The sequence below is a fragment of the Borrelia turicatae 91E135 genome, assembly GCF_000012085.2.
Taxonomy (GTDB): domain Bacteria; phylum Spirochaetota; class Spirochaetia; order Borreliales; family Borreliaceae; genus Borrelia; species Borrelia turicatae.
In genome coordinates this window covers 667,168-689,497 of sequence record NC_008710.1, presented here as the reverse complement: position 1 = coordinate 689,497, position 22,330 = coordinate 667,168, and the positions used below count along the sequence as shown (strand labels likewise).

General features: G+C 27.5%; 14 protein-coding genes. 10 read left to right on the top strand and 4 right to left on the bottom strand.

The features are described 5' to 3' along the window. Positions 1-6: 6 nt before the first annotated feature. Positions 7-990 carry an alpha/beta hydrolase gene (locus tag BT0_RS03270; RefSeq protein ID WP_041178580.1) on the top strand — a complete coding sequence of 328 codons (984 nt, stop codon included), beginning with the start codon at positions 7-9 and terminating at the stop codon, positions 988-990. Between the two features lie 41 nt (positions 991-1,031). On the opposite strand, the gene BT0_RS03265 is transcribed toward BT0_RS03270, so the two are convergent. Both BT0_RS03265 and BT0_RS03260 read right to left on the bottom strand, forming a co-directional pair. After that, complete coding sequence (locus tag BT0_RS03265; RefSeq protein WP_011772580.1) at positions 1,032-2,576, bottom strand: PTS transporter subunit EIIC; 1,545 nt, start codon at positions 2,574-2,576, stop codon at positions 1,032-1,034. A 40-nt stretch (positions 2,577-2,616) separates the two neighbouring features. Beyond that, the gene (locus BT0_RS03260) at positions 2,617-3,324 is read right to left on the bottom strand and encodes an N-acetylmannosamine-6-phosphate 2-epimerase (protein ID WP_041178510.1); all 708 of its coding nucleotides are present in this window, start codon (positions 3,322-3,324) and stop codon (positions 2,617-2,619) included. Positions 3,325-3,466: 142 nt separating this feature from the next. On the opposite strand from BT0_RS03260, the gene ylqF reads away from it, so the two are divergent. From ylqF to BT0_RS03235, 5 genes are all read left to right on the top strand, one after another. After that, positions 3,467-4,333 (top strand): ribosome biogenesis GTPase YlqF, encoded by an 867-nt coding sequence (gene ylqF / locus BT0_RS03255; RefSeq protein ID WP_041178509.1) that lies wholly within the window; start codon positions 3,467-3,469, stop codon positions 4,331-4,333. A 71-nt stretch (positions 4,334-4,404) separates the two neighbouring features. After that, a complete protein-coding gene (locus BT0_RS03250; protein ID WP_011772577.1) occupies positions 4,405-5,448 on the top strand; it encodes an ABC transporter ATP-binding protein in 1,044 nt (347 codons plus the stop codon). A 5-nt stretch (positions 5,449-5,453) separates the two neighbouring features. Next, positions 5,454-6,251 (top strand): ABC transporter permease, encoded by a 798-nt coding sequence (locus BT0_RS03245; RefSeq protein ID WP_041178508.1) that lies wholly within the window; start codon positions 5,454-5,456, stop codon positions 6,249-6,251. Between the two features lie 15 nt (positions 6,252-6,266). Further along, positions 6,267-7,058, top strand: a complete 792-nt coding sequence (locus BT0_RS03240; protein WP_011772575.1) for an ABC transporter permease — start codon at positions 6,267-6,269, stop codon at positions 7,056-7,058. A gap of 17 nt (positions 7,059-7,075) precedes the next feature. Then, positions 7,076-8,125, top strand: a complete 1,050-nt coding sequence (locus BT0_RS03235; protein WP_011772574.1) for an ABC transporter substrate-binding protein — start codon at positions 7,076-7,078, stop codon at positions 8,123-8,125. Between the two features lie 43 nt (positions 8,126-8,168). Here BT0_RS03235 and BT0_RS03230 read toward each other — a convergent pair whose 3' ends face one another. Further along, positions 8,169-9,509: a Na+/H+ antiporter NhaC family protein gene (locus tag BT0_RS03230; protein ID WP_011772573.1), complete on the bottom strand. Its 1,341-nt coding sequence runs from the start codon at positions 9,507-9,509 to the stop codon at positions 8,169-8,171. A 1,179-nt stretch (positions 9,510-10,688) separates the two neighbouring features. Next, on the bottom strand, positions 10,689-12,122 hold the full coding sequence (zwf, locus tag BT0_RS03220) for a glucose-6-phosphate dehydrogenase (protein WP_011772572.1): 1,434 nt from the start codon (positions 12,120-12,122) through the stop codon (positions 10,689-10,691). Positions 12,123-12,317: 195 nt separating this feature from the next. On the opposite strand from zwf, the gene BT0_RS03215 reads away from it, so the two are divergent. The 4 genes from BT0_RS03215 to recD are packed head-to-tail and all read left to right on the top strand — an operon-like array spanning position 12,318 to position 22,293. After that, on the top strand, positions 12,318-13,763 hold the full coding sequence (locus tag BT0_RS03215) for a nicotinate phosphoribosyltransferase (protein ID WP_011772571.1): 1,446 nt from the start codon (positions 12,318-12,320) through the stop codon (positions 13,761-13,763). A 24-nt stretch (positions 13,764-13,787) separates the two neighbouring features. Then, on the top strand, positions 13,788-17,003 hold the full coding sequence (locus BT0_RS03210) for an exodeoxyribonuclease V subunit gamma (RefSeq protein ID WP_041178506.1): 3,216 nt from the start codon (positions 13,788-13,790) through the stop codon (positions 17,001-17,003). A gap of 10 nt (positions 17,004-17,013) precedes the next feature. Next, positions 17,014-20,457, top strand: coding sequence for an exodeoxyribonuclease V subunit beta (gene recB, locus BT0_RS03205; RefSeq protein WP_011772569.1), 3,444 nt, complete (start codon positions 17,014-17,016; stop codon positions 20,455-20,457). A gap of 9 nt (positions 20,458-20,466) precedes the next feature. After that, a complete protein-coding gene (recD, locus tag BT0_RS03200; RefSeq protein ID WP_011772568.1) occupies positions 20,467-22,293 on the top strand; it encodes an exodeoxyribonuclease V subunit alpha in 1,827 nt (608 codons plus the stop codon). The last annotated feature ends 37 nt before the right edge of the window (positions 22,294-22,330 follow it).

Genomic DNA, 22,330 nt, shown 5'->3' with positions numbered 1-22,330 from the left:
CAATATATGAATATAAAAAACACAATTTTTATCTTGATATTCTTACTTCTTTTAATAGTAGTAGGACCAAGAATGAAATTTAGAAATGAATTTGAAGAAACCAAAATTCCCAATAAACTTGGAGAAATTGATCAATACTTACTAACTGAAGAATCCAAGTTCAATCTAGAAGCAAATACAAAAAAAGAAATCATATGGAACGGGGATCAAAAAAGAACAGAATACGCAGTAATATATATTCATGGATTTGGAGCATCTAAAAATGAGATTTATCCTATCCCAAATAACATAGCAAAAGCATTAAACGCAAATATCTTCTTTACAAGACTCAAAGGACACGGAATTAACGACAAAAACGCATTTAAAGACGTCAAAACTAAAGACTGGTTAAGAGATATTGATGAAGCCATTCAAATTGGACAATCAATAGGAGAAAAATTAATACTCATTGGAACCTCAAACGGTGGAGCTTGTGCTATTTGGGCATTAAAAAACTACCCAGACAAAATATATTCTGCCGTTTTAATATCACCTAATATTTATCCTAAAGATAAAAGAACAAGTTTAATTTACTATCCTTGGGGACGTCAAATTGCTTACCTTATAACAGGTGGATATAATGAACTTGAAATAAGGCAAAATAAAAGAATAGAACATGAAGAGATCACACCATTCCATTCACCAATACGACAAGTCGATTCAATAATTGCAATGATGGGCCTCGTTAAATTAATTAATAATAATGGTTTCAATGAGATAAAAACTCCGCTAACAATAGCTTATTCCCCAAATGACCCTACAGTAGATTCTCAAACAATAAATAAATTCATAAGTGAATATGGGGGATATAAAAAAACAATACCAATAATCCTTGTTGAAAGCTTTCACTCCCATGTTCCTGCAGGAAATCATAGTTACAGGAGTGCTCAAAATACATCTTATTTAACAAAACATGCGGTTGATTTTATTAAAAATATAAAAAGCAAGTGATATACAAAAGTATACACTTGCTCAAAAAATTAAACCTGGAATTAATTACCAAGAATTTCTTCAATTTCATTTTTAAGCACACTAACACCAGGACCATAAATCACCTGCACGCCACTATTCTTAATAAGGATTCCCTTTGCTCCTGTATTCTCCAAGGTATTTTTTAAAACTTTAAGCGAATCTTTCACAGTAACTCTAAGCCTTGTAGCACAACAATCAAGTTCAATAATATTATCACTACCCCCAAGTCCCATAATTACTTGAGATGCAACATTATCTCCCTTGACAGTTGCATCAGAAAGAAATGTGTCATTAGAATTTATAGTATCTTCTCTCCCAGGGGTTTTATAGTTGAATTTAGATATTAAAAAAGCAAAACTAAAATAATATAGGAAAAACCAACAAACACCTACCAATGGAACTAAAACCCAATTTGTTCTTGCATTCCCCTGCAAAATTCCAAAAAGAATAAAATCAATAAATCCTCCAGAAAAAGTCTGTCCTATTGTGATTTGTAAAATATGAGCAAACATAAATGCAAAACCATCAAATACTGCATGAAGCACATAAAGAACTGGTGCCACAAAAAGAAAAGAAAATTCAAGAGGTTCTGTTATTCCTGTCAAAAAAGAAGTTAAAGCTGATGAGAATAAAAGACCAAAAACCTTTGTCTTTTGATTAGGCTTTGCAAGGCGATAAAGCGCAAGAGCAGCACCTGGTAATCCAAACATCATAGTAATAAATCTTCCACTCATAAAACGACTAGTTCCAATAAAAAATTTATCAGTACTATGAGAGGCAAGTTCAGCAAAAAAGATATTCTGAGTTCCTTCAACTAACTTACCATTAATAATTTCAGAACCACCAAGACCTGTTGTCCAGAAAGGCAAATAAAATATATGATGCAGTCCAAAAGGACCAAGCATTCGTAAAAAAATCCCGTAAATAAGAGTACCAACATATCCTGTTGCATCCACTAAGACACCCATTTTGCTAATCCCAGCTTGCATGTATGGCCAAAATATAAACATACATACAGCAAGAAAAATATTTGAAAAAGAAACTATTATTGGTATAAATCTAGAACCTGAAAAAAATCCAAGAACTTTTGGAAATTCAATTTTATTAAACTTATTATGAAGATAATAAGTTAAAATGCCAACAATAATTCCTCCAAAAACACCTGTTTCTAAAGTTCTAATTCCAAGTATTAATCCAACAGCTCCTTTTGAGAGTTCCTCGGAATTACTAAACATATCAACTAAAATACCAATAGTAGAATTCAAAACAAGATATCCAATAAAAGCAGCAAGTCCTGCTGTTCCCTTGTCTGATTTTGCAAGTCCAACGGCAACTCCAATTGCAAATATTGGTGGCAAATTAACAAAAATAATAGCACCGGCGGTACGCATTATATTAAACACTGACTGAAGAAAAAATACATTCAAAAAAGAATATGTGTTGACAGTTGCCGGATTAGATAAAGCACCTCCAATACCCAAAAATAATCCTGCTGCGGGAAGAATAGCAATAGGCAACATAAAAGAACGTCCAAATTTTTGGGCATTTTCAAAAAATTTTCCCATAAAACCCTCCTATATGTCTACAAAAGAAACACATTAGATATTATAAATACTCCCAAATTTCTTTAACCTCATTTATTTTATCAACAAATTTTTTTGTAATTTCCATAGGCCGTGTAATAGCTCCACCTACAACAACTAAAGAAACCCCAAGCTCAAAGCTTCTCTTAGCCTTAAGAGGAGTATCAATTTTTCCCTCAACTATTAACTTTGATTTGAAATTACACTTAAGTAAATTTTTTAAAAAGGCAAAATCATTATCTGCAATATTGCACCCTTCAGTATCCTTGGTATATCCATGTAAAGTCGTACCAATAAAATCAAATCCAAGTCTATCTGCATTAACAGCCTCTTCTAAAGAAGCAATATCTGCCATCAAGAGCTGACTTGGATATTTTTCTTTAATCTTATTAAAAAACTCAGACAACAAAAGACCATCGGGACGCTTTCTAAGAGTAGCATCAAGAGCAATCACATCAACCCCTTCACTACAAAGTTCATCGACTTCTTTAATAGTAGGCGTAATAAAAACAGGAGAATCATTATAAACTCTCTTAACAATACCTATTATGGGCAAATCAATTTCTGATTTGATTTGATGAATATCTAGAACACTATTGGCCCTAATTCCAACTGCCCCTCCCATCTTTGCTGCTAAGGCCATCTTAGACATAATAAAACTACTATGTAAAGGCTCTCCTTCAAGAGCTTGGCAAGATACAATTAGACCTTTTTTAATTTTTTCAATGATATAAAACCTCCTATGATTTAATCGTTTAAAGCAATCTTAAATTTACAAACTATACCATTTTTAAAAAAGATTCAATTCATCATAAATTTAAGTGCATAAAACACAAATTTCATATCTGATTAAATTAAGCTATAATTTAACAATGTCAAATAAAATCAACTGGTTCCCTGGTCATATGAAAAGAGCATTAGACTTAATCCAAGAAAATCTCCAAAGAACAAATATTGTATTAGAAATACTTGACGCTAGAGCTCCACTTAGTAGCCAAAATCCACTAACTGAAAAAATTATTAAAAATTCAAATAGGAATAAAATAATACTTTTAAACAAATCAGATCTTGCACAAGAAGAAGAAATTCTAAAATGGAGAGAATATTTTGAAACACTTGGAAATAATGTACTAATCACAAACATATACAAAAAAGGAATGAAAAAACAAATAATAGATAACATAATAAAAATAGCTAATGTGAAAAAAATTAAAACTTACGAAGAAAAAATAAAAGTATTAGTAATAGGAGTGCCAAATGTTGGAAAATCATCAATAATTAACCTACTGGTAGGAAAAAAAAGCACAAGTGTTGCAAATAAACCAGGACACACAAAAAATATACAAATATTAAAAATAAACGAAAGAATTAATATCTTTGACATGCCGGGAATCTTATGGCACAACTTAGAAGATCAAGAGATTGCAAAAAAACTTGCAATACTAGATATGATAAAAAATGAAATAATAGATAATACAGAACTTGCGCTATATCTACTTAAAAAAATGCACATAAATAACAAAACCAAATTACTAAACAAATATAATATAATATCAACAAATTCACTTGAAATTTTAGAAGAATTTGCAAAAACAAGAGGATTTATAAATAAAAAACATAAAATAGACATTGAACGGGCATCAAAAATATTAATAAAAGAATATAGGGAAGGAAAATTTGGAAAAATTATACTTGACGTAAAACGTCATAATAACAATAAATACAAGTCATTTACATAAGCATTAATATAAAGTATAATCTAGTTTCATGTGGTTCAATAGACACATGCAAAAAAGGGGGGTCCCATTAGTTGAATAATTACATCCTAGAGATTAAAGACTTAAGTCATTATTATACTGATAGTAATAATAAAACTCTAGATACAATTAATTTAAAAATTAAAAAAAATGAATTTATTACCCTACTTGGTCCATCAGGATGCGGTAAAACAACACTAATAAAAATAATAGGGGGTTTTTTAAATCAAAACAAAGGAGAAATTCATTTCCTATCAAAAGAGATTTCAAAAATTACACCTAATAAAAGAGAAATTAATACTGTATTTCAAAACTATGCTCTCTTCCCACACATGAATGTTTTCGACAATATCTCATTCGGACTTAGAATGAAAAAAGTAAACAAAAATTTAATTCAAGAAAAAGTAAAAGCCGCACTTTCCTTAATTGGTATGCAAAAATACGCTTACAGAAATATTAATGAACTATCAGGTGGACAAAAACAAAGAGTCGCAATTGCAAGAGCAATAATTATGGAACCTAAACTTTTATTATTAGATGAACCACTCTCAGCTCTTGACTTAAAGATGAGACAAGAAATGCAAAAAGAACTTAAAAAAATACAAAGAAAGCTTGGAATAACATTCATCTATGTCACACACGATCAAGAAGAAGCATTAACAATGAGCGACAGAATAGTAGTAATGAATGAAGGAATAATCCTTCAAATTGGAACACCGGAAGAAATTTATAATGAACCCAAAACAAGATTTGTAGCCAGTTTTATTGGCGAGAGCAATATTTTTGAAGGAACGTACGAAAAAGAATTTATAGTCAAAATGTTTGGTAAAGATTTCAAATGTCTTGATAAAGGATTTAAAAATAAAGAACCCGTTGACCTTGTAATACGACCAGAAGACGTAAAAATATTACCAAAAGGCCAGGGACATTTAAGTGGAATAATTACTTCAGCTGTATTCCAGGGTGTACACTACGAAATGACACTAGAAATTCAAAAATCTCATTGGTTAGTTCAAAGCACAAAACTGACAAAAGTTGGTGAAGAAGTTGATATCTCATTAGGCCCTGATGATATTCATGTAATGTGCAAGGAATAATAAATATGAATAGAATAATTCTAATACTATATACTTTATTCTTATCAATCTTTATTATCTTCCCATTAGTAATAATAATAGGTTTAGGATTTTTCAATGAGCAAAATGAACTCACATTTGCAAATTTTATAAAATTATTAGAACCAAGCTACTTAAGAATTTTTTCAAGAAGCATAAACTTTGCCTTAATTACAACCATATTTTGTATGCTAATTGGATATCCCACCGCATGGTTCATATCCATGTCAAAAAAAAGCGTTCAAAATATGCTCATCATAATGATAATACTCCCTATGTGGATCAATACCCTACTTAGAACTTATGCTTGGATCAGAATATTAGGAAAAAATGGAATTATTAATAATTTGCTAAAAGCCATGGGACTTGAAACTATAGAACTGCTCTACAATGAAAAAGCCGTAATAATCGGTATGGTATATAATTTTCTACCATTTATGGTCTTACCAATATATATAGGACTTTCGAAAATAAAATATGAATATATTGAAGCTGCAAGGGACCTTGGTGCAAGAATGTGGCAAGTATTATTATACATAAAGCTACCATTAACATTATCATATCTTGCGACAGGAATAATAATGGTATTCATACCTTCAATCACAGTGTTGATCATATCAGATCTATTAGGTGGCGCTAAACAAATTTTAATCGGCAATTTAATTGAAAAACAATTCTTATTCGTAGAAGATTGGCATACTGGCGCTGCTATTTCATTTATTGTAATGATAGTAATATTGATATTCAACTTAATAATACTTAAATTAATGCAAAAAACAACATAAAATAAGGATATTAATATGCTTAAAATACTAAAAAATACTTTTTTATTTCTGACACTTGGATTTGTTTATGCGCCCATATTAATTTTAATAATTTATTCTTTTAACGCAGGGAATAATGGATTTTTTTTTCAAGGATTTAGCCTAAAATGGTATAAGGAAGTCTTTGCATCACAGCAAATAAAAATAGTTATATATAATACTTTATTAATAGCAATAGTATCATCCTTAATTTCTATTGTAATTGGTGTTCTGGGGGCTTACAGTATTTACAAAACAAAAAACAAAAAAATAAAAACCATCCTGTTATCAATCAATAAAATACCAATAATTAATCCTGACATCGTAACAGGAATTAGTTTAATGACATTTTTTTCTTTGATAAAAATACAGCTGGGTTTTTCTACAATGCTAATGTCTCACATAATCTTCTCAACACCTTACATAATAATAATAATTTTGCCTAAATTATATTCTCTTTCAGAAAACGTTATTGATGCAGCTCGAGATCTTGGAGCATCAGAAATCCAAATTTTTAAAAACATAATATATCCAGAAATAATTGGAAGTGTGGTAACAGGGGGGCTCATTGCATTTACATTATCGATTGATGACTTTTTAATATCATTTTTCACAACAGGCCAAGGGTTTAATAATTTATCAATACTCATAAACTCTTTAACTAAGAGAGGAATAAAACCAATAATTAATGCCATTTCTTCTATACTATTTTTTGTAATACTCAGCCTTCTATTTATTATAAATAAATGTGTAGGAATCAAAAAATTAACAGTAGATACAGAAATTTAATAATAAGGAGTTAAATTTTGAAAAAATTTTTAATATTAGCAATAATTTTAATAGTCACCTCTTGTTCTTCTCAAAAAACACAAAGTACTCTTAATGTCCTCAACTGGGCAGAATATATTGATGAAAAATTACTAGCTCAATTTGAAAGAGAAAATAATATAAAAATCAATTATGAATGTTTCAATAACAATGAAGAAATGATGGCAAAATTTAATAACACAAAAGGTTATTATGACATCATAGTTCCATCAGAATATTTGATTGGAGAATTAATAAGTGAAAGCAAAATTGAAAAGCTAGATTATTCAAAACTGCAAAATGTAAAAAATAATATATTAGATAAACTTTACAATCTAGAACATGACTTTGGTAATTTTTATTCTGTACCTCTCTTTTGGGGAGTAATGGGAATACTTTATAACAAAACCAAAGTTGACATAAACGACATGAATGAATTTGATATACTATTTAACGAAAAATATAAACAAGAAATTGCAATGTTAGACTCGCCAAAAGAAAATATTGGGGTTGCACTTAAAAAACTTGGCTATTCCTTCAATGAACACAACATATCCATAATCAAACGAGCCGAGGAACTACTCAAAAAACAATCTCCCTTGGTAATAGGTTATTTTTCAGATATTGCTGCAAAATCACTAATACTCAATGGTGAATCATCAATCCAACTAACATGGAGCGGAGAAGCACTAGATGCAATGCTTAAAGATCCCAATTTAGACTTTTATGTACCTAATAGTACAAATATCTGGGTTGATGTCATGGTAATTCCATCAGACGCACCTCATAAAGAACTTGCTTATAAATTCATAAACTTTCTTTATGAAAATGAGGCATCTTATGCAAACTTTAAAGAGACAAAATATAATTCACCAAACAAAAATGTATTGAATCGATTACAGGAAGAAGCAAAGGAAAATCCTGAAATAAATATATACTTAGAAGAAAAATTTCTTCCAACAAACTTTTCAAACCACGAAGTATTTAAAACAGTACCTAAAGAAGTTAAAGAAGAACAAATGAGAATATATGTAGAATTATCATCCTAACAAAATCCAAGGCACCTTTTATTTAAAAGGTGCCTTATCTTAATCAAACTTTAGCAGAATTTAAAAACTGATTTTTCAACCCAAAAAAAGCTATGGACACAATAATAATGACGCCTAAAAATACTTGATAAAACAAAAATGGCATGATATCAAGTGGAGATATGGTCCCTTTTGCAATATTTATCAAACTTATCATATGCATACCATATGGCAAAGCACCAATTAACGCACAAGAAGAAATTGAAAGCAATGCTGCACAACGCTTAGGACATACAGAGTTTGCTTCAGATATACCCTTAGTAACAGTCCCATTAACTAAAATTGCAAGACCGCTATTTGAAAGAAAACCTGTCACCATAATTATTAAAAAAGTAATTGTAAACTCGGCACTCCTTCTGCACTTAGCAAAATACTTCAACTTAGTTAAAATCCACTCAAAACCCCCATGCCTAATAGTCATATAAGAAACTCCTCCTGTAAAAATAACAAGAATAAGCATCTCACTTAAATCTAAAAGTCCAGCATTAATATTTTTAAACATTAAAAGCAAAGTTAAATCACCATTAACAATGCCAATACCACCAGCAATCAATATTCCAAAAAATAAAACTAAAAATACATCCACTCCTAAAAACGCAAAAATTATAACAAAAAGGTAAGGAATCACTTTCAAATAACTTATCTCACCAAGTTCAACATTAACTCCAATACCACCAATATAAGAGCCTAAAACAGCAAATGCTACAGTTGATAAAATAGATGCAGGAAATGTAAAAAAAGCACCATTTCTAAAAACATCTATAATTTTAACTCCTTGTGTACGACTTGCAATAATAGTTGTATCTGATATTAAAGACATGCTATCACCAAAAGCACCACCTCCAAGCACAGCTCCTGCAACCATTGGCAATGGGATACCACTTTTATCTGCTATTTCAAATCCAATTGGAGTAATAGCCACAACGGTTCCAAGAAAACTTCCAGTTGCAGTAGATAGAAAAAGGCATATTAAAAATATGCCTGCTATCAACAAATTAGCAGGTATATACCTAAGTCCAATAGTTGCTACGGTTTCAATGCTACCTATTTCTTTACAAACAGCCGAAAAAGCACCTGAAATCATAAAGATGAAAGATATAAATATAATATCAGTCTGTGAACATCCTTCAATAAAGTCATTCATCTTATCTATAAACGAACCCTTAAATAAAAGGAATGCCGTAACAACAGCTAATAACATAGCAATTATTGGTGGCATTTGATAAAAAGCCATCTCTACACCTTGAATCTCTAAAACCACTCCTGTTCCTACATAAACAACAATAAAAACAAGAAAAGGAACAAGCCCTAAAAAATTTGGCTGTACATGACTAACTTTGTTCATTTTAACCCCCCTTACAATTCATGCATTTATGAATTATTACTTAGTTCTCTTATTTAACTTAAGAAATCTAAAATCAATTTATTTTTAGCAATAATCTAAAAAATCCCTTTATATCAAGGCTAACCATAGACAAAAAATAGAAAAATAGTTGAGAAATTAAAACTATAACTACCTATGGAAGGAACAATACTCTTACATCCTACAGACCTGCCAAAATATAAATAAACATATCTATAAGAAAACAACTTCTATGAGAAGGAATATTATCATAAATAGATACTTCTTTTGCAAAGACCTATCACAAACAAGTATAGAGATCATAATCACTAGCAAAAAAATACCATCAACTATGACAGGAAGAGATATAACTATCAAACCTGTAGAACTCCCACCTCCGCATTAAATTTTCAATCTTAACAATCAACCCTAACCATTTATTTTTCATAATATTCTTCATTATAATTACAACAAAAAAATTTACCATCTCAGTATCGAGAAAAAAATTAAGCATTTCAACCTTCTCCCTTACTAAATTTTTTTCATAATACATAAATATTTACAAATTTGCATAAAACTCCAATAAAATTATACTAACCTTAAACAAAAGCCTTTTCTGTGAAAGCAATAAAACAAATAATCTACAATATTCATGAAAAACAATTCACACAAAACTAACATAGTTTAAGACTAATACTTTAACTGATTTCAAAATTACTTACCCTTTTACAAAGAATAGAAAAAAATCTTGCCAATAAAGAGCAAAATCCAATTTAATCTCACACTCACTACATTTCTCACCAAAATTCCACAGACAAAAAACAGTAAAATAAATTACCTTAATTAATTATAAGTCTAAAAATATGGATATGTATTTCTAATATTATACCACAAAACATAATATTTAAAGATTTTATTTTAAAAAAATAAATTCAGATTGAATAAAAAATTGAATATAAAAGAGAAAATTATAAATTACATGAAGATTATTTTTTTAAAGCAATCATATACTTACATATAATTACTTTGTAATAAAACTATGAAACAATACTCTGGTTAAACCAACAAAATACAAAATAAGAAAATCATTTAAGACAGTATAAATATCTATAACAACAAATAAAGTAGGCATAAATTTTATCTTAATTAACTTAACAAATATAAATTTAATATCTTAAATACCTACATTTTACGCCAAAAATGGTCCTTTTCTAAAATCATATTTGCTTCAACTGGTCCTTCTGATCCATAACAATAATCCCAATTTTTAATGTCTTCCCATTTATCAAGAATATCTGATACAAATTCCCAAGAACTATCAATTTCATCATTGCGAGCATATAAAGTTTTATCACCCAAAAAAGCATCAAAAAGTAATCTCTCATAAGATTCACTAAAAAATTTGTTAAATGAAGCATGATAAGAAAATTCCATATTAGCTTCCTGAATATCATAATTATATCCCGGTCGCTTAGTATTAAACTTAATTTCAATGCCATCTCTCGGTTGAATTCTAAAAATCAAAGCATTTGAAAGATTAATCAAACCAGTATTAAAAATAGTGAAATCGGACTTTTTAAATTGAATATATATTTCTGAAAATTTCCTCACAAGCGCTTTGCCCGTCCTAATATAAAAAGGCACCCCAGACCAACGCCAGTTATCAATAAACAATTTCATAGCCAAATAAGTTTCAGTATCTGAAATACTTAAAAAGTTAGCTTCTTCTCTATATCCTTTTTTTAAAATCCCTTGTACCTGAGAACAAATATATTGTCCTTTGACAATATGATTTTGCATAGTATCTCTACTTAATTTTCTTAAACTTTTTAAAACCTTAACCTTTTCATCATGAATAAAGTCAGCACTAAATCCAATAGGAGGTTCCATTGCAATTAAACTTAAAAGTTGTAAGATATGATTCTGAACCATATCTCTTAAGGCACCAACAGAATCATAATACTCAGCTCTACCATCAATGCCTGCCTCTTCTGCTACGGTAATTTGAATAAAATCCACATAACGATTGTTCCAAATATTTTCAAAAATAGAATTCCCAAACCTAAATGTAAAAATATTTTGAACGGTTTCTTTGCCCAAATAATGATCAATTCTGTAAACTTGTTCTTCACTAAACACAGAATAAAGAAGAGTGTTCAAACATCTAGCTGTATCAAGACTACTACCAAAAGGCTTTTCAAGAATAATCTTAGACAAATAAGAAGTATTACTAAATGAATACGGCTTTAAATTCTCAATTATTGCCTCATAAAACTCAGGTGATGTTGAAAGATAATATATCCTATCTCTATTATCTAAAAGAGATGACAATTTTACATAAGCATCCTTTTCCCTAAAATCTCCTGATAAATAAACAAAAAATTTCAAAAAATCATCAATTAAAGCAGTAGACTCTTCTTGCCACAACGAATCTTTAATATAAACCTTAAGTTCATAATCAGTAAAGTTTCTTCTCGCAAATCCAATAATTCTAAAATTATTAATATGACCATCCTTATACAAATTAAAAAGAGAAGGAATAAGTTTTCTCCTAGACAAATTGCCAGTAACACCAAATATTATAACATCAAAATTAGATACATTCTTTTCACTCATAAAATATCTCCAACAAATAATTATACTATTATTGTTCCATCAAAAACTATGACATAATATCCCTTTGTAAATAATAGTTATACCTACATTAAATTTAATCACAACAATGACGGTTCAAAACGAACTGCCACAAAATTTCTAAAAATCAAATACAAATATAGTGTTATAATCGGTATAGTGTATAATGTATAAGAAATGAAAAACTTATCACTATTTACAGACTTTTATGAACTCTCAATGATGAATGCTTACTTCATAAAAAATATCAATCCAAAAGTCAAATTTGAAATGTTTTTCAGAAAAACGCCATTTAAAAATGGATACATAATTTTAGCAGGAATTCACACATTAATTAATGCTTTAAAAGAATTACATTTCAGAGACGAAGAGATTGAATATCTAGACAGTTTACAGTATTTTGACAAAAAATTTTTAAAATACTTAAAGACATTTAGATTAAACATAAAAATAAGCTCAATAGAAGAAGGAAGAATCGTTTTTCCCCATGAACCCATACTAATCATTGAAGGAAATCTAATTGAACTCTTACTCATAGAAGGACTGGTATTAAATACAATAAATTTTGAAAGCCTAATTGCAACTAAAACAGCAAGAATTAAAGAAGCCGGGGCTAAAAATCTAGCAGAATTTGGTCTTAGAAGAGCGCAAGGAATTAATGGCGCACTCTCAGCAAGTAAAGCTGCTTACATAGGAGGTGCTGATTTTACAAGCAATGTACTTGCAGGATATAAATACAATATTCCTGTCATTGGCACAATGGCTCACAGCTGGATAATGAGTTTTAAAAATGAAGAAGAGGCCTTTTGGGAATATGCGAAAATATATCCAAATAATGTAAGTTTGTTAATTGACACTTATGATACACTTAACAGTGGTCTTAAAAATGCAATAAAAGTTTTCAAAGCATTAAAGAGCAAAGGAAGCAAAAATTTTTCTGTTAGAATTGACAGTGGTGATCTTGAATACTTAAGCAAACAAGTTAGAAAAACACTTAATGAGAATGGGCTATCTGAAGTAAAAATTATTATATCAAACGAACTTGATGAAGAAATTATTATGTATTTAAACTCAATTCATGCGCCTATCGACTTCTGGGGAGTAGGAACCAATCTAGTTACTGCAAAAGGAGAATCCAATCTCTCAGGAGTCTACAAAATGACATCAATTCAACAAAACGGCAAATTTATTCCTAAAATGAAAATGTCAAATAACATTAATAAAGCAACACTACCCTCTCAAAAAGGAGTTGTCAGAATATACTCAAATGAACAAATGATTTTTGATCTAATTTTTTTAAAAGAAGAAGAAGAAGAAATAAAAAAAATGTTAAGCTTAAAAAAGGAATTTACAATTTTCCACCCTATACAAGACAATACATTCAAAGAAATAAAAACATATGAAAGCTTTGAATTTTTAATAAATACAGTTTTTGAAAACAACAAAATTTGTCAAACCTGCGAATTAAGTCTCGAACATATAAGAGCAAGGGTTCAAAGTGATCTTAAAAATATCGATCATACACATAAAAGGCTCATAAATCCACACATATATAAAGTAAGCATTACAGAGAAATTAAAAAATCTAAGAAACAAACTCATTAAAGAAAACAAAAAACTATAACACTATGTATAATATGTGTATAACATGTATAAGATATATAAAACAAATAAAGTAAGCAAGATTTATAATAAAATTAAAGAATTAATTAAAAATGATGACATATTTAAAAAAGAAACCATCATCATTTTAAAAAGTAACATTTTAAGCGAAGAAATAAAAAAATATATAGCAACCCTGAATGAAGTCTCATATAACCTCAATGTAAAACAAAACATAATAAAAATGATATATAATCTCTCAATGGAAAATCACAATATAAAAAAATTTTTAGAAAACAATACATTGCTCCTTTACTCAGAAACAGAAAAATTTATTCTGTATCACATGTTAAAAGACAATAAAATAAAAAATATCAAGCAATTTAAATCGACAAATAACAGATATATCTTTGCATCAAAGATAATAACTTTATTTCATAAATACTACTCTAAATTTCCAAATCTGATTGATCATTGGAGACAAAATAAATTTTTATTTGAAGATCAGAATAAGATTCACTACGAATCCATGCAAAAGGAAATGTTTGAAAAACTATTTGAAAATCAAATCAACCTTTTTAACTTGCACGAGAAAATTGAACAAGAAATAACAGAGCCTAAGCAAAGCATTGAAACAAAAAGAATAATAATAATTGGAGAGACTAGAGAAATTGACAGAAAGATTTTACATTGTTTGCAAAAAATTTTCGACATTACAGTATACGAATTAATACTTGAAGATACAACTCAAATCAAATCTGCCTTCATAGATGAACTAGTACCAGTAAAAATCAAAAAATGCAATTCAAGTACACAAATAGAAGAAGAAACTGATATTCAATTATTTGAAGAGAAAAATTTTTTAGCAAGTTTCAAAAACAATATTATAAAAGGTACTCCTCTATTAAACTTAGATAATAGTTTCAAAATAATAGAGGCAAAAACAAAAAAACGAGAGGTAGAAATTCTAGTAAATAATATTTTACATTCAACACAAAATAATCATCTAAAAATAAACGATATTGTAATAACTTACCTACCAAAAGATATGGACATATACTTACCATACATAGAAGAATTTTTAAATAAATATGAACTTGAATTTACTATTTTAGATTCTAAAGATGTCTCAAAAAGTAAAAGTGTAATAGCATTAAAGCAATTAATGCAACTCTTCATTTCAAACAGAGGAACGATTAGTAATTTTAATAGAAAAGAAATAATTGAATTTTTAAGTAACACAAAAGTAATGAATAAATTCAACATCTCAATAAGTGAATTAGAATACTTAATAAAATTTAACGATGCAGTGAATATTAATTTTGGAATGAATGATACTCATAAAGAAAGCTTATCTTATGACAAGAATTTTTTAAATTCATGGGAAAATGGCTTTGATAGATTCCTCACATCTACAATGTTTAATGAAAAATATGAATGCAATAATTGTCAAGAGAGCATAAGCTTTCAAGATCCAGATTCAATAGTAAGATTAATAAGCATAATAAAAAGCCTATATGAAGACATAATGTACTTCAGAGAACAAGAATATACAATATATGAATGGGCAGAAATAATGGATATTTTCATAGATAAATATATCAAACTTGAAGATAACAACAAAATTGATGAATATATAAACACAAGAATACAATACCTTAAAAACTTTTCAAGAGATTTTAATGAAAACCTTTACAAAGATTACATGACAAAAGTTAAAGACAGAAAAGTTGATTTTGCTCTTTTCAAAATAATGTTTGAAGAGAGCATCGAACAAAAAGCATATCAATCAAACAATCAAAATATAGGTATACTTGTTGCAAGCTCTGATAAAATCGAATATTTACAAAAATCTGAAATTCACTTTTTAGGAATCCATCAATTAAACTCAAACATTCATTTTGATAACATGAACTTATTAAACGAATATTATGACTATGTCAATCTGGAACAAGAGAACATTTCAAATTTAATTAAAATAATCTTTGCAGCATCAAACAAATTCTATTTCTATTACTCACTAAGCGAATCTCTAAATCCAGATATCAATAAACCTAAAGTAATAAATAAGATAATAAATTACATAAAAGATATGGGACAAGAACTAAAAATTGAAATACACCCAAGTGAAAATTACGATTTTGAATACTTCAAATACGAAAAAGCCAATTACCTAATTAACTATGACACAGAAGCCTTTAATATTGCAAAATCACTACAACAAGGCAAACATCCAAACTTTAAACAGAAAAGACTTAAATTAAAAAAACAAATAACACTAAGGATAGAAGACATAAATAAAGCTATAACTAATCCATACAAATACTTTTATGAAGAAATATTAAATGTATACATTAAAGATATAAGCCAAATTGGTGATATTAAGAAAAAACAAGAAGAACAGATTATCGACATTGATAATTTTAATTATAAGCTAATGAATAATCTCATACCAATACATGAATATATAAAAAATGAAACTAATGAATATATATTAGAGAAAATAGATAATATAATTGAAAATCAAATTCAAAAGGGAATAATTCCCATGAACATCAAAAAAACAACCATCAAAGAAGAATTCATAGAAAAATTCAATGAAATTAAAAACAATATTGTTATCAATTTTCAGGAATTTTTCAAAATGCAGGAAACTGACATCACATTAAATAAAAGCATATTCATTAACTTCGAAGGCGAAACAATAGAATTTAAGTTAAATGGAAAACTCAAAAACATATATAAAATAGATAATCGATACTTTTACGTCAATTTAGAGAAAAAAGATTACGGTCAAGACAAAATTATCAGAAAAATCAACCTATACATAATAGGATTAATGTTAAAAAGCTCAATTGCAAATATAGAATCAATTCAAGAAATAAGAATAACTTATAAAACTTCTAAATTATCACTTGAGAATCAATATACAAATGAAACGATAAACTACCTAGACCTTACAAACTTATTAAAACAAATAGCATATATTTCAAGCTATCCTACTCCCATCTATAAGGATTTAATACAAAAAAGTTTAATTAAAATAAAAGACATAAACGAATTTCCAACAGTACTAAAAACACAAATAAAATATCCACAAAAAAGCATTAATATTAACAAAGATATGGAATTCATTCTTCAACAAAAAGACATAACATGGTGTCCATATTATAACAGATTTAAAGACACTCACGATTTAAACATAAACGACAACTTAGAAAAATTACTTCAAGATTTTTATACTAAATTCATCAAGGTATAAGGTTAATCCCATGAAAGAAATAATAGATAAAATCAAATACAACGAAAAAATATTAATTGAGGCTTCAGCAGGAACTGGAAAGACCTACATACTTGAGAATACTATTACAAACTTACTAATAAATAAAACATACTCTCCAAGCGAGATTCTAGTGCTAACATTCACAAAAAAAGCAACAGAAGAGATGCATATTAGAATATTGAAATCAATTGAAAATGCATATCAAAATTCACAAACAGATAAATCTTTAAAAAAAATTTACGAACAATCAAATAAAATATTTATCTCAACCATAAACAAATTTGCACTACATTCTCTAAACAACTTTCAAATCGAAACAGAACACTTTGTCAGATACAGTGTAAAAGAAAATTTTACATCAGAAATAGACGAAATAGTTTATGAATTTTTAAGAAAAGCGGATTCATTAAAAAAAGAATTAACAATCAAAGATGATGAATTTGAAATCTTTAAGTCTAAATTTAAAACTACAAAAGACATGATTCAATATATAAGACAAGGGTATAAAAGAGACAAGACACAAGAACTTGGGGATTGGATAAAAACTCAAACGATTTTTAAAAAAATGCTTACAAATCAAGATAGATTAATTCATGAGTATAACTCAATAGTCGAAGCATTAAACAAAATGACTATGGAAGAAAAAAGAACTTTCCTAAATAAACATAATCAAGGAATTAAAATATCAGAAATAAAATATAGTAATGAAAAAGATATAGTGAAAATAACAGACATACTTGCAAACAACAAATTTTTTTCGAAGATAATAGAATCCAATCTTAAAAAAAATGTCACTCTCTTACCTAAGGAACTAAAAATACAAACCGCTTTAAGAGAACTTAGCCATAAAACAAATACAAATAAAGAAGATAAAAACACACTAAAAAGATTTATTAACCTAAAAATCGAATATAAAATACTTAAATATATAGAAAAAGAACTTGCAAATATCATTAATGCAACAAACACAATAGACCAAAAACATATAATGCTAAACTTCAAAAAACACCTGGAATCTCGTGATAACAAACTATTAAATTCAATAAAAAACAGATATAAAATAATACTAATAGATGAAGCACAAGATTTAAACCTAATACAAATAGAAATATTTAAACTACTTAATTCTTGTGGCATAAAACTAATATTTATAGCCGATCCTAAGCAAATAATTTATACATTTAGAAATGCTGATATATCATATTATAACCAAGGTATAAAAGATCAAATAAAAGATAACGCAAAAATAACCTTACTAACAAATTACAGATCAAATAAAAAATTAGTTGAACCTTTAAATATTATGTTTGATAATATCTATAATAAAACACACACAGCTAAAATCGAACAAATAGAATTTACCAAGTCAAAAACAGAGTCTAAGAATGACGAAAATAAAATTTTTATAAATGATCAAGAAATAGAAGCAATAAACATAATAGAAACTGAAAGTGAAGATGAAAATATTTTACAAAAAACAGCTATAACAATAAAATATCTACTAACAAACGGAAAAATTTATGATAACAATAAACTTAGACAAATTAAAGAATCAGACATAAAAGTACTTTGCAGAACAAGTAAGGAAATAGATTTAATAGATAAGGAACTTAAAAATCAAAATATAAAAACGAATAAGATCGAAGAATCATTCTTTAAGACGAAAGAATTTAGCGAAATATTTTACCTTATAAAATGTTTCGACAGAAAACAAAATTTTCAAACTCTAAACTATATCTTAACTAGCAAAATAATAAACCTTCCGTGGGAGTTATACCTAAGTCTACTTGAAAAAAATGAAATAAAACACATAGAAGCAGCCATTAGTGACATAATATATTTACTTGAAAATCAAGAAATAACATTAATAAAAGCAATAGATGAAATCATATCAAAGAAGGATTTATGGCTCAATTTGGCAAAATTTTTTAATAATACTACATTTACTGAATTTGCACAATCAAAAAAAAGCTACAGAGAAACCCTAATAAATGAGAAAAAATTTGAGGAACTTAAGAACTACGAAATAAGTCTAGACTTTATTTCCAAAATTTACTATGAAGATAAAACCATAGAATCATTAATATGCACTCTAGAAGATCTAATACTCAATAAAGATACTGAACAAGATGAAGAGCAAATCACTACCCAAGGTGATCAATCCATAGAAATACTGACAATTCATAAATCAAAAGGACTAAGTATTAATATCGTATTTCTCATAGGTGATATTCAACACAATGATAACTTAATGAAAAAATCAGATACATTTTATAAATTTTGCTTAGAAAATAGGATAAAATATGATTTTTTAAAATTAAAAGAAAATCAACAATCTGCCAAACATAAGATTTTAAATGAAGAGAAAAATATTTTTTATGTAGGAACAACACGATCAAGATTCGCACTATTCATTATCAATAAAGGCACAATAATAAATAAAATGTTAGATCTAGCAAAAATAAAAACAATCGATAAAATAAATTTAGACTTTAATGTATACAATCTGATTAAAACCCATAAATTCAATAAATTAGAAAAAAATGATAACAAAGAAATAAAATTAATCCCTCCAACACCAATAAACAAACATTTATTTAGAAGAGAATATACACATAGCTATACAAGTCTTGCATCAAGCTATAAATCAACTTACCATGCAAATCAAGAAACAAGAGATGATGAGACTTATGACAATGATGCTAATTGTACTGAAGAAACACTCCCAAAGGGTAAAGATATTGGTAATATTTTACATGTCATAATGAAAGATATAAATTTTAGCGACGCAAAAGATGATTTTAACAATTTTCAAAAAATCAATATTGCTCTTATACAAAAAAGAATCGAACATTTCAATTCAAAGCTAAATACACCCAAGATACAAGAAATGCTAATAAAAATGATTTATAACATATTAAATACAAAAATCAGATTTATTGACGCAAGACTGTGTGATATTCAAGAATTACAAAAAGAAATGGAATTTTTAATCAAGATAGATACAAAAATTTATGAACAAAAGTCTCTCTTTAAAAATTACAACAAGTTGGATTTAACATTTAATGAAGGATATATAAAGGGAATCATTGATCTTATATTTAAGATAAATAATAAAGTATACATTTTAGACTATAAAACAAATTATCTTGGAGCAAATTTAAAAGATTATAATTTAACGAACTTAAAAAAGAAAATGAAACAAGAAAAGTATGACTTACAATATAAAATTTACGCACTAGGAACAAAAAAAATACTCTTTAAAAATCCAGAAGAATATAATAAATATTTTGGAGGAGTAATATATCTCTTTACAAGAGCATTTCAAAAAAATATTAAAGAACAATCTAAAACACAGAATGGGATTTATTTCACCATACCAAATTTCAAAGAATTAGATTTAGAACAAATATATTTGCAATTAAAATATTAAAAGGAAAATATGAGAAATTTTTTAGTCTTAAGAGAGTTTCTAAAAGATCATAAGAGAAACTATTTAAATCCAGAACTCAAAATTTATGAAATAATAGAAACTTTAAACATAAACATAGAAAATTACTACAAAGCACATTTACTCACAAAAAAAATCAAAGATAAAAAGTATGAAGAAATTACTATTTTTTTAATATTTTTATTTAATTACCTCTCTAAAGGACATTTAAGAGCTAATATTAATTTATTAATCAAAGATATTCAAAATACGATCGACTGTGCTTTCCTTGAAATAAAAGACGAGGATCAATCTTACCAAAAATCAATCAATATACTAGAAGAACTTGCAAAGATTACACAAGCAACAAAAATACACGAAATAATCTTACATTTAAAAGAAAATAATATAATGAAAGATCTTAATCAAAATGAAAGAATCATAACTCCTTTAATATTAGAAAATAATATTCACATCTATACTCAAAAAAACTTTAGAGAAGAAGAAGAACTAATAAAAAAAATAGATCAAAGACTTAAAGATAACAAAAGTGAAATAACTACCCAAAGAATACAAAATATAATGAACAACTTAAACACTAAAGACCTAAGTGAAGAACAAATCAATTCAATCAAAAAATCTTTAAAAAGTAATTTCTTTATACTCAGTGGTGGCCCGGGCACAGGTAAAACAACAACTATCAATTATATTCTAAAAGCAATTGATATGCACTTAAATGTCAAACAAAAGGTAGCCCTTGTAGCACCAACTGGAAAAGCAAGTCAAAAACTAAAATCAAGTCTAAAAGAATCATTTACAAACCTTGAAACAGAATATAGCACAGTACAAAAATTATTAAAAATGTCATTTATCAATAAAGGCAATAAATATGATGAAGCCAACCCCCTAGAATTTGAAATAATAATAATTGATGAAGCATCTATGATAGATTTAAGTACTTTCTTAAAATTATTAAAGGCGGTCAAAAGAAACACAAAACTCATAATAACAGGGGACAAAAACCAGCTTCCATCAATAGCTGGAGGAAATGTATATTCAAGTCTGACACAAATAAAAGAAATAAGTGATGAAAATGTAGAAATACTTAAAAAAAATTTCAGAAGTAACGATGAGATAAATTTATTAGCCAAAGCAATATATCAAGAAGACACAAATCTAATTGATATTCAACTTAATGCCAACAAAAATATAATTTTAAAGGATATAAATAAAGTCAATATCGAAAATGAATTATTAAATCACACAAAAGATTTATATAAAAAAATCTCTAATTTTGATCTCAACTCACTAAACAACAAAGAAATTGAATCAATAATTAATGCTTTGCTTAGCAACGTCATTTTATGCTCAAGAAATTTTGGAAAATTTGGAACAAAAAGAATAAATGAAATAATAAAATTATATTTGAAAAAAACCTATGGCAATTTAATTGGACAAATAATTTTAATTACTCAAAATGATTATAAAAACGATCTATTTAATGGAGAAAGGGGTATTCTCTTTAGAGAAAACTCTAAAATTTACGCTTTATTCAAAAGAGAAGATGAAAAATACAAAAGAATAAACTTTAATTTAATAAACAAATATGAACTTAGTTTTGCAACAACAATACATAAAAGCCAAGGCTCTGAATATCAACATGTACAAATAATCATAGAAGATCATCCATTCTTAACAAAAGAACTACTCTACACTGCAATAACAAGAGCTAAAGAAAGCATAAAAATAATATCAAGCAAAGACATCATCAAAAATGTCAGCCTAAAAACAATAAAGAGAGATTCAAAAATCTCAGATCATATAGATGCATTAAAATAAATTGACAAACAAAAAGAAAAACAATATAATCTTAAGG